At 34.8% G+C, this 13,100-nt stretch carries 13 protein-coding genes; 2 read left to right on the forward strand and 11 right to left on the reverse strand.

The features are described 5' to 3' along the window. The 10 genes from ACW0TQ_RS12470 to ACW0TQ_RS12515 form a co-directional block, all read right to left on the reverse strand. Positions 1-1,179 carry a M20 family metallopeptidase gene (locus ACW0TQ_RS12470; protein ID WP_212929206.1) on the reverse strand — a complete coding sequence of 393 codons (1,179 nt, stop codon included), beginning with the start codon at positions 1,177-1,179 and terminating at the stop codon, positions 1-3. A gap of 17 nt (positions 1,180-1,196) precedes the next feature. After that, positions 1,197-2,273 carry an alanine racemase gene (locus tag ACW0TQ_RS12475; protein WP_042528984.1) on the reverse strand — a complete coding sequence of 359 codons (1,077 nt, stop codon included), beginning with the start codon at positions 2,271-2,273 and terminating at the stop codon, positions 1,197-1,199. Positions 2,274-2,292: 19 nt separating this feature from the next. Then, the gene (locus tag ACW0TQ_RS12480) at positions 2,293-3,564 is read right to left on the reverse strand and encodes a TRAP transporter large permease subunit (protein ID WP_368901021.1); all 1,272 of its coding nucleotides are present in this window, start codon (positions 3,562-3,564) and stop codon (positions 2,293-2,295) included. After that, positions 3,542-4,057, reverse strand: a complete 516-nt coding sequence (locus ACW0TQ_RS12485; protein ID WP_455725723.1) for a TRAP transporter small permease — start codon at positions 4,055-4,057, stop codon at positions 3,542-3,544. The genes ACW0TQ_RS12480 and ACW0TQ_RS12485 overlap by 23 nt, the downstream gene beginning before the upstream one ends. Positions 4,058-4,128: 71 nt before the next feature. Beyond that, complete coding sequence (locus tag ACW0TQ_RS12490; RefSeq protein ID WP_042528980.1) at positions 4,129-5,154, reverse strand: TRAP transporter substrate-binding protein; 1,026 nt, start codon at positions 5,152-5,154, stop codon at positions 4,129-4,131. 81 nt (positions 5,155-5,235) lie between these two features. After that, entirely contained in the window at positions 5,236-5,697 is a 462-nt protein-coding gene (locus tag ACW0TQ_RS12495) for a RidA family protein (protein WP_455725724.1), read from the reverse strand. Positions 5,698-5,818: 121 nt separating this feature from the next. Next, on the reverse strand, positions 5,819-6,580 hold the full coding sequence (locus ACW0TQ_RS12500; RefSeq protein ID WP_212929208.1) for an IclR family transcriptional regulator: 762 nt from the start codon (positions 6,578-6,580) through the stop codon (positions 5,819-5,821). A gap of 92 nt (positions 6,581-6,672) precedes the next feature. Next, positions 6,673-7,836, reverse strand: coding sequence for a pyridoxal phosphate-dependent aminotransferase (locus tag ACW0TQ_RS12505; RefSeq protein WP_212929209.1), 1,164 nt, complete (start codon positions 7,834-7,836; stop codon positions 6,673-6,675). Further along, positions 7,836-8,486: a bifunctional 4-hydroxy-2-oxoglutarate aldolase/2-dehydro-3-deoxy-phosphogluconate aldolase gene (locus ACW0TQ_RS12510; protein ID WP_212929210.1), complete on the reverse strand. Its 651-nt coding sequence runs from the start codon at positions 8,484-8,486 to the stop codon at positions 7,836-7,838. The genes ACW0TQ_RS12505 and ACW0TQ_RS12510 overlap by 1 nt, the downstream gene beginning before the upstream one ends. A 19-nt stretch (positions 8,487-8,505) precedes the next feature. Beyond that, entirely contained in the window at positions 8,506-9,450 is a 945-nt protein-coding gene (locus tag ACW0TQ_RS12515; RefSeq protein WP_042528972.1) for a sugar kinase, read from the reverse strand. A gap of 490 nt (positions 9,451-9,940) precedes the next feature. Between ACW0TQ_RS12515 and ACW0TQ_RS12520 the strand changes: the two genes are divergently transcribed. Continuing rightward, entirely contained in the window at positions 9,941-10,372 is a 432-nt protein-coding gene (locus ACW0TQ_RS12520) for a pyridoxamine 5'-phosphate oxidase family protein (protein ID WP_193064447.1), read from the forward strand. 119 nt (positions 10,373-10,491) lie between these two features. On the opposite strand, the gene ACW0TQ_RS12525 is transcribed toward ACW0TQ_RS12520, so the two are convergent. After that, positions 10,492-10,824 (reverse strand): YflT domain-containing protein, encoded by a 333-nt coding sequence (locus ACW0TQ_RS12525; RefSeq protein ID WP_042528966.1) that lies wholly within the window; start codon positions 10,822-10,824, stop codon positions 10,492-10,494. 708 nt (positions 10,825-11,532) lie between these two features. Between ACW0TQ_RS12525 and ACW0TQ_RS12530 the strand changes: the two genes are divergently transcribed. After that, the gene (locus tag ACW0TQ_RS12530) at positions 11,533-13,083 is read left to right on the forward strand and encodes a Na+/H+ antiporter NhaC family protein (protein WP_368901023.1); all 1,551 of its coding nucleotides are present in this window, start codon (positions 11,533-11,535) and stop codon (positions 13,081-13,083) included. Positions 13,084-13,100 lie beyond the last annotated feature (17 nt).

Genomic DNA, 13,100 nt, shown 5'->3' on the forward strand with positions numbered 1-13,100 from the left:
TCATCCCTTATTGTTTAATAGACTTATACAAATCTCAATAAATAGTTTCCCAGCCTTGATTACCTCTGATTTGTGAACACGTTCATTAACAACATGAGCTTGACTTAAAGAGCCAGGCCCAAATATAATTGTAGGTATTCCTTTATTTATGGAAAAAAAAGGCGCTTCACATGTTGCTTCAAATGATTTAATTTTAACTTTTTCATTATATTTTTTTGTAGTATCATAAATAAATTTCACAAAATGATGATCTTTTTCAATCAGGCTAGCAGGTAAAAAAATATAATTTTCCAGTTCAAAATCTACTTCGCCCTCGTGGGTTAATATTTTCGTATATTCTTCATTTACTTCCTCTATGGTTTCCCCAGGAAGCAATCTTCTGTCTATCTCAACAATACACTCATCGGGTATAATATTACCTGCTGTACCACCATGAATAGTGGTGACATTACTTAATGCGCTCCCTAAAAATTTATTTATCTTCTCTTTCTTTATTCTTCTTCCCCAATCAAATAAAAGAGGCAACAAGCTATTCATTTTTTCGATTGCATTATCTGGATGCGCAACATAACAGGAGTGACCTGCAATTCCTCTCGTTTTTAAATTATATCTTGCTGTTCCTCGGTGTCCAATTGCAATATCAAGGTTAGTCGGTTCACTTATGATTGCATAATCCGCTGAAATATCTTCTTCTAAAAATTGTTTCATTCCTAAATTACTTATTTCTTCGTCTATATTAAAAAAAAGTATTAGTTTTCCTTCTTTTGGATAGCCTGATTTTTTTAAACATATAGCAGCATATAACATGGAAGATACTCCCGCCTTCATATCTGATGCGCCTCTCCCATAAATATACCCTTCTTCATCTTCGTAAGCGCTAAAAGGATTATGCTCCCAACCTTCTCCTATCGGTACTGTATCAATATGGCCGTTATAAATTAAAGTTTTCCCTTCCACTGAACCTTCTAATTCCGCATAAACATTTGGCCTTTTATCATTAATATAAACAAGTTTATTTTTTATTCCCTCATTATTTAATATATTTTGAATTTTTTTCGCTATCCCCTCTTCATAATTCCCTGGATTTTCACTTGGTATTTGAACAAGTTCTTTAAAAATTCTAATCTGTTCCTTTTCATTATAATCGTCTATAAGCTTTTCAATAGTTAGATTCAACACGTATGAAAGACTCCTTTTTAATAATTTCTTCCTCTTGCATCCACTTCTATTGATTTTAATCCTTTTCCATCATCTATAAACACTTGATTAAATAGATTGGGAACAACACAAGCATGATTAGGAATTATTTCGATTTCATCTCCAATTTCCAATTTTTCTTTATTTGAATCATATTCAATAAAACCATGTTCTTCATTTAATTTTAGAAGCTTTAAATTGGGTCTATTATATATATAGCCGTATTCATCACCTTTTAATGGCTGATCAGATGTCAATGCTTTTGATCCTGCATCTATAGTCGCTTTACCGGGTAAAGGCTTGCTAACAACTTTAGCTATAACTTTAAGTGCACACTGTTCTATTTCTACTATTCCTAAATGAACCGCATTCATATCGAAAAAGATATAGTTTCCTGCTCTGGATTCTGTTATACCCTCAAGTTGTTCAGCCTCCATGGATGAGACAGTTGATCCACCTGATAAAACGTCCACTTTTATACCATGTTTTTCTAGCTTTTCTCTTTCACTTATTAGAATAGAAGCTTCTTTTTTGGCATGTTTTGCATGCAAACTATTTTCATATTGATAAATATGACCATAGTAAGTAAAAAGACCTTTAAAAGTTAACCATGGGTTACTGTTTATTTCTTCCACAAAAGATAATACATCTTCCGATTGGATGCCTTCCCGATGACCTCCGCTATCAACATCCACAAGGATATGAAGAGGGCGTTCGAGACGTTCTCCCACCTTCGCTAATCCTTCTATCCCAAGTTTGCTGTCAACAATTGTTATAAACTCAACATCATGGCTATGGAGAACATTGTAAAGCTTTTCCCAATGTTCATCTCCTATTAAAGGCATAGCTAAAAGGATATTCTTTATCCCTCCTTTAACCATGACTTCCATCTCAGATAAAGAAGCACAAGTAACTCCTATCGCTCCCATATCCAGTTGTAATTTAGCTAATTCAATATTTTTGTGTGGCTTTATATGTGGTCTATGATCAATATCATATTTTCTTAATTGATTAATCATAAACTGAATATTGGCTTTTACTTTATTTAAATTAATTTTCACATAAGGGGTAATCATATAAAATCCATACTCCTCTCTAGAAGAATAAATTTGGAATCCATAAAGTTAGTTCGGGTATAAAGGTTATCAACATTACTACTGCAATACCTGTTACACCAAAAGGTATTAAATCTTTTATGGTATCTTCCATTTCTACTTTTGCTAAGTGTAATGAAATAAATAGTGTGGTCCCCACAGGAGGTGTAAATAGACCTAATGCTAATGTTACCAACATAATCAACGAGAATTGAATAGGTTCCATCCCCATACCAGTTGCAATCGGAAAAAATATTGGGATAAAAATAAACAAGTTAGGTACTAAATCCATAACCATTCCAAATAAAAACATAATTAACACCATAATTATCAATAAAGTCCAGTTCGGCAACCCAGAATCAAGTAAAGCATTCGATATTAATTGTGGGACTCCTTCATTAATCAATACCCAAGTGAAAATAGAAGCTGCACAAACAATAATCATTACTGACGCCGTAGAATATACACTATCTCTTAATGCAGCTAAAAAATCTCTCCATTTTAATGAACGATAAACAAAAAACGCAATTATAGCTGCATAGATCGCTGCTACTGCAGATGCCTCAGTTGCTGTTGCCACCCCCATCACAATTACTGCTATTAAAACTAGCGGTAACAATAATGCCCATAAAGCATTTACAAATGATAAAACAATTTCCTTAACAGTAGTTTTTTCACCCTTCGGATATCCTCTTCTAATTGCTATAATAATTGTGACGGCTAGGTATGTAAAACCTATTAGAAATCCAGGAATGATACCTGCTAAGAACATTTCTGCTACGGAAAGGTTTGCTAACCATGCAAGAATAATCATTGTACTGCTAGGTGGAATAATAATACCTACAACAGAGCTAGTTGCATTAATAGCCGCTGAAAAAGAAGCAGAATATCCTTTTTTCTTCATTTCTGGAATCAATACACTTCCTACAGAAGCCGCATCAGCTACTGACGAACCTGATACACCGGCCATTCCCATACTTGTCACAACAGATACGCATCCTAGCCCACCCGGGAGTCTTCTAACCAAAGAGTCTGCTACGTTAATTAATTTTTGAGCTATCCCTCCATACACCATCAAATTCCCAGCTAATACAAAAAAGGGTACTGCCAGAAAAGCGAAGGATTGAGTATTAGAAAAGAATCTCTGTGCCACAGTAGAAAGCGGAATCCCTTCAACCAAAATGAAAAAAATCGATGAAGCACCCATTGCAAACGCAATTGGAGTTCCAATTACGATGAGAAGGAAAAAACTAATTATCATTAACCAAATCATCGAGCTCCTCCTCCTTGTCTTTATTCAATATAATTTGAACAATCTGTGCTATTATTACTAAGGAACTACCGGCAAATGATACAACCATGGAAAAGTATAGCCAAAATCTCGAAACATTAATGATTGGTTCCATAATGTTTGCCACATCATTCGATAATCTATAACTTGAAAATAACATCAATACTGAGAAAAAAAGCATCACTAACTTATTAATCAATTTAACACCTTTTTTAGTCTTAGAAGGAAGTTTATTTAACAAGAAATTAACGGAAATATGCTCGTTGTTTCTATTTGCACCAACAATTGCTAAAAATACCATCCAGGGGAAAACTACTCCTGTTAACGGTGTTACAAAAATTAAAGAAGTATTAAATAAGGCCCTGCTAAGAACTTCAAAAGCTACAAGTAATGTTAAAATCACTAATAATATATTAGAAGCACCGAGCAGAATTTTGAATATTCCATCAATAATTGGTTTCAACTTTGATATCATTTTTAAATCTCTCCTTATTGAAACCCATCTTTGGCCGAATAAGCTATATTCAGCCAAAGTGTGATCAAATTTTAATTAGCTCTATAATCATCTAAAAATTCTTGGGTTCTCTCAATAATATCTCCACCTACAAATTCGTGGAATGCTTCATAATCTATAGCCTCCTGAAAAGCTTCCAGGTCTGGATCTGTAACTATATCTTCAAACTCATCCTCGAGAATAGACAGCATTTCTTCATCTTTTTCCTGTGTATATTCTCTCGATGCTTTCTCAGCCTCTTCCGCTGCGTTTAGAACAATTTCTTGCAGTTCAGAATCTAAACTATTAAATAAATCATTATTCATAATAAAATTAACATGATAATAGAAATGGTTTGTCAAAGTTAAATAATCTTGTACTTCGTGAATATTATTCTCATAAATCGCATCTAAGGGATTAAACTGCCCATCAATAACTCCTTGCTGTAGACCCATATAAACCTCTGTAAATGCCATAGTTGATACATTTGCACCTAATTGCGTGAATGCCTCAATGGAAGTTGGCTCTTCAGGACTTCTGATTTGAACTCCAGCTAAGTCTTCCGGCATACTTATTGGTCTTACATTATTCGTTATTTGCGCAAACCCAAGATCTGTATGAGCAAGTACTTTAAATCCTTGTTCTTCTGCCAATCCCCGTAATTCATCACCTATCTCACCATCAAGGACAGCATATGCTTCATCAAAGTCTTCTACCATAAAAGGCAAAGCTAGTACTGAATATTCTGGAATATAATTCTGCATTCCACCTCCACCAGCCAACTGCATTGCTAATGCACCTGAATTAACTTGTTCCAACATTTCTGCTTCCGAACCAAGTGTTTCCCCAGCATAAATACTTATTGAAACTCTCCCATCTGTTTCTTCCTCAACAATTTCCTTAAAGGTTTCTGCAGCTACTCCTCTAACAGAATCTTCAGCTGTGTTAAATCCTAAATTCCACTCATAAGTTTCATCATTATCTCCTGAACCTTCTGCATCCCCATTAGTATCATTTCCGCATGCGACCAAGACAAGTGTTAACAGTGTAAATAACAAAATCTTTACAGTTTTTTTCATCTGGACCCTCCTAAGTTCCATAATAAAGAACACCATTCTATTAAATATGTTTAAATTGCTCACTTAAGTGATTAAAAATAATTAATCTTCCAATTCGACAATCATTTCAATTTCAACTGGTGTATTAAATGGAAGTTCATTAGAAGCTAATGCACTCCTAGCATGTTTTCCTTTTTCTCCAAACACATCAACCAAAAATTCAGAAGCGCCATTAATAACATAAGGCTGCTCAACAAAACCTGGTGCAGAATTAACAAAAGCTAGTAATTTTACAACTTGCTTGATCTTGTTTAAGTCTCCTATTTCTTCTTGCAAGACGGCCAAACAGTTAATCATTACTTGTCTTGACGCCTCATATCCCTGCTCTATCGATAGATCAGTTCCTATTTTCCCTTCATATATTAGTTTTCCCTCCTTTCTGCAATCTTGTCCGGAAGTATATACTAAATTACCAAACCTTTTAGCAGGAACATAAACCGCAGCAGGTTTAGGCGCATCAGGCAATTCAATTCCTAATTTCTCTAATTTTTTATAAACCCTCATTTAATCTGCCTCCTGTAAAGAAAATTTTAATAATAGTGCTTCCTTTAAACTCAAGAACCATTTTCTTGAAAATATCATGATTTATTCGTCGTTGCGCATATATATTTGATCAATGCTTTCTTTACCCGGTATATCCCATTTTCCAAGATATGTTTTTACTAGTTTCTAATACTAAATCTACCAGTTCAGATTTTATACGTTCTAATCGCATCCTATTTTCAGGACCCGAAACACTAAATGCAGCAATCATTTTCCCTCTGTAATCATATATTGGAGCTGCTACACAACGTATTCCATCTTCATTTTCAATATCATCAATCTCATATCCCAACTCTCTAATCTTATTTAATCTTTTAATTAATATTTCTTCATCTGTAATCGTGCGATGTGTTTTAGCAGGCATCCCTTTTGCTGTGATAATATTTCGTACTTGCTCATCTGTCATGCCAGATAAAATAACCTTACCTACCCCTGTGCTATGCATCATTCCTCTATTTCCAATTTTTGAATGCATTCTTATCGTCTGGTCGCTCTCAAATTTATCAATGTAAACAACTTCTCCATTTTCATGAATGCACAAATGAACTACTTCATTAATTTTTTGCCCTAATTCTTCAAGGTCTTTTTTTGCGATAGATCTTATATTCATATCCTCCAGCATTAAACTTGATAATTCTATAATTTTCATTCCTAATATATAGTTCTTTGTTTCTTCGTCTTGTATAACAAATCCTTTGTTCATAAGCGTAGTCAATAGCCTGTGTGTTGTGCTTTTAGCTACATCCAACTGATTCGCTAGTTCTGTTATTCCCATACCTTTAGGGTTCTTTGATAACTTTTCTAAAATGATAAGTGAACGTTCTACTGATTGAATTATTGCCAAATTGATCCCCTCCTAAATACATACTATCTTTAATTTATCATACAATAATCAGCTTATTATTAACTAAAGGGGATATTTATAAGATTTTCAAATTAATAATTGTTCACTATATATCGTTCTAAACGATATATAGCTTTTTCTAATTCCTCTTCTCCACATGCAAAGGATAATCTCAAATACCCTTCACCCATGCTTCCAAATGCTGAACCAGGAACCACAGCTACACCTGCATTTTTAAGTAATTTTATCGCAAAACACTCAGATGATTCAGAAAACTGTTTTGTATTTGCAAATGCATAGAAAGCACCTTCAGTTTTTATACAGGAAATACCCGGAATATGATTCAAACTCTCATAAACGAGCTGACGTTTCCATGAATATTCTTTAACCATCTTCTCTATAATCGTTTGGGAACCTGTCATTGCTTCTATTGCAGCCATTTGTATAAATTCTGGAATACAAGAAACTATACCTTCTTGTAATTTTGGCATAACAGATATCACTTCTTCGTTTCCTATCACAAACCCAACTCTCCAGCCTGTCATTGCATATGTTTTAGACAAGCTGTTTACCACAATAACTTGATTCTTTACTTCTTTTATTTCTGCCATACTAAAGTGAAGCTTTCCATCATATATTATTTTGTCATAGACTTCATCTGAAATAACATATAGGTTATATTTTTTTACTATTTTTGCTAGTTCTCTTATTTCCTTCTCTTCCAACACTGTTCCTAAAGGATTACTTGGCGAATTTAAAATAAGTACTTTAGTATTGATAGTAATTGCTTTTTCTACATCTTTTGCTTGTAATTTAAATTTATTTTCTTCTAAAACCTTTACAGGTACAGCTTTAGCACCAAGCATTTCGATTTGTCCTATATAATTTGGGTAACCGGGATTGGTTATTAGAACTTCATCTCCTGGATTAACTGTGGCATATAAAGCTAATAAAATCCCCTCCATCCCTCCAGTTGTAACCATTACTTGGTCTTTACTTATATTTCTTTTTAAACTCTCTGTATATTTTTCTGCAATTACTTCCCTTAATTGGGCTAAACCTGCATTCGAAGTGTATTTAGTATATCCTTTGTCAATAGCAACTTTCGCCGCTTTTTTAATATGATCAGGAGTCTCAAAGTTTGGTTCCCCAACTGTAAGTTTAATTACTCCTTCATAGTCATTAGCTAATTCAAACATTTTGCGAATCACAGAAGCAGGATAATTTTTAGATGTGTCTGATAATTCCAAACCCATCACTCACTTTCTTTATTTTTAAAATTACGAAAGTTATGAACGAAATCTTTCGCCTTCATCTCAATATTCTTAAAAAAAACGGGTTCATTTTTCAAACGTAAATCAACCAATGAACTTCCAACTCCAACAGCTACCGCACCAGCTTCGAAATATTCTTGAATATTATGAATGTCTATGCCTCCAGTAGGAACAAGAGGAATATGGGGCAATGGTCCTTTTATATCTTTTAAATAACTTGGGCCAAGCGTTCTCACAGGAAAAACCTTTACTGCATCTGCCCCATTCTCATATGCTTCTAAAATTTCTGTAGGAGTTAGGGCTCCTGGTATACTAACCAGTCCATACCTCTTTGTCATCCGAATCGTCTCTATGTTGACAGTAGGTGAAAATATAAACTGCGCTCCTGCGATAATTGCTGTTCGTGCTGTCTCAGTGTCTAAAACTGTCCCCGCTCCTACTACAGCAGTCTTTTGAAATTCTGAATTTATACTCTCAATGATGGAAATAGCATTAGGAGTTTCCATTGTTATTTCTAATACATTTACACCGTTATTAACCAATGTTTTGGCTACTTCAATTGCATTATCTGGATCTAAATTTCTTAATACTGCTATAATTCCAGTGTCTTTTATTTTTTCAAATGTATTCACTCTAGCCCTCCTCTTATGATCACCTTCTCACATCTTCTTCCTTATCTGAAAGGAAATCATGTATTTCTTGTTTATCAGGTAAGCCTTCCACATCTCCATGTTGAGTTATAACAAAAGCACCAATCACATTACCTCTTTTAACAGCTTCCTCTGTAGAAAGTTTATCAATTAAACCAGATAGGAACCCTGCGGCAAATCCATCACCTGCCCCTACAGGGTCAACTTCATCATCAACTTTAATACCCTTTATATGCTTAAAAACTTTATCGCACATCAAGTAAGCTCCATCTTTTCCTGCTTTAACTACCACTGTAGATACACCTAAATTTGTAAAATACTCACAGATATCTTTAGGATTTTCATATCCTGTTAGGAACTTTCCTTCGTTTAAACCAGGTAAAAATATATCTGATTGTAATGCAATTTCTAGTAAAATCTTTTTTGCTCTATCTTCTTTCCATAATTGCTTTCTTAAGTTGGGATCAAATACAACGCTAACTCCATGAAGTTTAGCAATTGAAATTGCTTCTAAAATCATTTTGTAACAGTTATCACTTAAGGCTGGGGTAATACCTGTTATGTGAAGGTATGTGGCACGTTTAATATAGTTCTTATCGAGATCATTTTTATCCATCTTACTTGCAGCAGAACCTTTTCGATAATATTGAATTCGTACATCATTAGGTTTTCTTAATTCTTTGAAATAAATTCCAGTAGGTGCCTGGTTATCAAATTGAACTTTGCTAATATCTACCCCTTCCCCACGAATAACAGAAAGAATATATTTACCAAACTCGTCATTACCTAAACGACTAATCCAACCGACTTTATGATTTAATCGTGCTAACCCGATAGCTACATTGCTTTCAGCCCCCCCTATTCCCATTGAAAAATTATTAGCATACCTTAATCTTGTATTAGTTGAAAGTAAAATCATTGTTTCACCAATTGTTACAACATCCAATTAATATCCACCTTCCTCTAAACACTCTTCGTTCCTTATTGAGGAACATCGTTCCTCAATAAGGGTAAAAAATATATAATTATCAAATTTTCTTAAATTTCTTTTTATTAATGTAAGCGATATCATTGGAGTTGTCAACCCTTTTTTAAGTTTTATTTCCTGTTTTGTAGTAAATCTTTTCTCAATATTCAAGAACTCTTCCGTGTGAAATGTATTAAATTTCTTACTAAAACAATCGGCGTCCTTCAGCAATGGTTCTGTCATCAGTATCTTGGGTGAATGCCAAATGCCAGCTGTTATATTAGTGGAAATATTAGACGCTCAGTTGTTTCAAAAATAATAATCTAAAGCTGAAACTGCACTATTTTACACAATAGTCCTCTAACGTTAAGATTTAAAATCATTGCATGATGACGTATATCTTTTTATCGCAAAGGGAAACTTAATCTTGGAATCAAACTATATGAGCTCATTTAAAAGAGGTGACAACATGAATAAAGCAAAAGTAATAAAAGAAATTCAAAAGATTTTAGATATTTCAAAGGTCGGCGTTCTATCTACTTCCCATAATAATGTACCAAACAGCCGATATATGGTCTTTTACCATGATGAAGCGGTATTATACACAAAAACAGATGAGGATTCTCCAAAGGTAGAAGAAGTGGAAAGCAACCCACAGGCGCATATTTTACTGGGATACGAAGAAACAAAAAATAAAAGCTTCTTAGAAATCAGAGCCAAGGTCGAGGTTATTAATAATCAAGAAACCATTGACTGGTTATGGGAAACACAGGATAAAGCGTACTTTGATTCTAAAAATGACCCTGATTTAACTGTTCTCAAACTCATCCCTGAACAAATTAAAATCATGAATAGTGATAACTTTGATACGCCTGAAATAATTAACATGGAAGATATTTAAGAGTTATCACATAGAAAAGTCCTTCTTTAAAACACCAAAATCCGGACCCCTCCCTTTTCCATAGAGATTAGGATTGGTCCGGATTTATGCTTAACTGCTTCGTTTATTGTGGCTTACAGTTAACCCACAATACTTTTCGCTGATTCATCTTTTACAATTAAAAAGACTTTTCCTTCATCCATATCTTCTTCATATTCATGGGCATCTGCATCAGCAACTCCCAGTTCACGGAGTTTTTCTCTTAACTCATCACCTGGTTTTTCAAAATCTCCTCCGATATCCTGCTTATTGTAATCAATACCGGATGCTTCCGTATTATTTACAATGCGTGCAGTGCGATCATCATCGTGAGAGAGGATGAAAATATTATTGGAGCTGATGTTATTATCCTTTAGCTTGTTCACATCTTTTTCTAACATTTCATCGTTTGTATAAGATTTTACGAATGTCATATCTTAACTACCTCCTATAAAATGCTAGATGTCTTCCCGACTCACATAAAACTAATCATTTTTTTTGAAAAAAATTTAAAGCCTACATCATTTCTAGTGACATTTTCCGCTTCAGCAAAGGTTTTTAATCAGCTGCAATGCTCTTGAAATACTTTTTACTATGTTATTTAAAAACTTGCCTCTCTGCCCTTCAACTGAATGTTTAGTCGCTCCCATTGACTATCACATTGCGTTCACTGTTTCAATTAAAATATGATTTACCTAAAATAATTAATAAATATTCAAAAAATAAACACTATACAATCAATTACGCCTCCTATATAATTATAAAATATACGCTTTGGGGAACGGAGAATGAAGAAAGATTATCAGCAGGCACATAAATGAAATGCTTACTTTTGATTAAAATCTGGTTGAAGTGATTATATTATTCTTCCATACCTATCCATATCAAATAACTCTCTTGATTCGCCGAATCGAAAGAATCATGGTCAAAGCTGATTCAAACGCAAGGTTTTGTGCTGATAGATAAAGGTTATAAACTATTATAGAAAATGGAAAACCACATCCGTTCTCTACAAACAGCCAATCGCACAAATAAAGCGCTTACGCCAAACATTTTTCATGTTATATTGGCTGAACGCTCTGGCAGTTGCTTGTTTCACCACTCAATTGAAAGCGCTAATAAACAAAAAGGAGATGGAACATATGGAATATGGTTTTTTATCGCTGTTACCTCCGATACTCGCAATTATTATTGCCATCATAACAAAGCAAACGATTATATCTTTATTTATCGGTGTCTGGCTTGGAGCAACCATCATCAATAGTTGGAATCCGCTTGTGGGTTTTACATATACCATTACAGACACCATGATTCCCTCTATCGCAGATCCATGGAATGCTAGCCTGTTACTGCTAGTTACAACGACAGGAGGATTTGTTAATATCCTTCGCACGACCGGAGCTGCGCAGGCGTTTGCCGAAGCTGCTACGAAAAAAATCAATACCAGAAGGAAGGCTCAAAATTTTGTTTGGGGAAGTTCTTTTCTCTTCTCTTATACAGAACCAGTCCTAATTCTTGGAGCAGTCACCCGGCCCATTACCGATAAAATAAAAATTTCGAGAGTAAAGCTGGCATACATACTCGATTCCATGGGAAGCCCGATGGCCGCCATGTCTCCCATCAGCAGTTACGGACCTTTTATTACAGGATTAATCGCCACACAATTAGCTGCACTAAGCTTGAGCGATAATCCATGGGGGATGTTCATACAGATGATTCCTTATAATTTATATGGCGTTTTTGCGATGATTGGCGTGCTGTTCGTCATTAACTTAAATTTAGATATCGGCCCCATGTATCAAGCAGAGAAAAAAGCAATAACAACCGGGAAATTGTATGGAGATCATGATAAATTGATGATGGATGAAGACGAAGGAACAGAAAAGGGGAATAAAAGGAACGATGCAGATATATTCAGCTTTTTGATTCCGATGATACTGTTGCTGGGAACCATATTTTCAGTTATTTTCTGGACAGGCAATATTGGAGAAAATGGGTTTAGAGGCGCCTTTTTAAATGCAGATATTGTACTTGGTATCATTAGCGGATTTATTTGCGGTTCTGCTGGCGGCATTATCTATGCAAGACTGCGTTATGGCAAATCCTTAGTGAATTTATTTGAAGATTTCACCAATGGCCTTTTAAAATTAATGATTGTAACATTAATTCTTATTATGGCTTGGTCGATTGGTTCCATAGCCACTACGATGGGATTAGGAGAATATATCGCTCATATTACCGGCAGCTACCTGCCATCCTTTATCGTCCCGGCAATTATCTTTCTGGTTGGAGCTTTCATTGCTTTCGCTACCGGAAGTTCTTGGGGAGTATTCTCTATTATGATGCCAATTGCCCTGCCAATGGCTGCTGCGATAGACATCAGTTTGCCAATAGCTATTGGTGCGGTTATAAGCGGCGGACTAATGGGAGATCATTGCTCTCCCATATCAGATACAACTATCATGGCTTCAACAGGAGCTGCGGCAGACCATATTGAACATGTAAAAACCCAGTTACCATATGCTATTATTATTGGAATCTCAGCTGCAACCGGTTTTCTTTCTGCAGGATTAACACAAAATGCCATTGTAAGCATGGTTATTACGGCAGCAGTATTATTATCCATTCTATATTTCTTAAATCGGAAAGCGAAGAAAGAGAATTTGAAAGTTTCCTTAGAGAAGACCTCCTAAGGCATAAAATCATACGG

It is taken from the genome of Oceanobacillus sp. M60, from assembly GCF_053839645.1.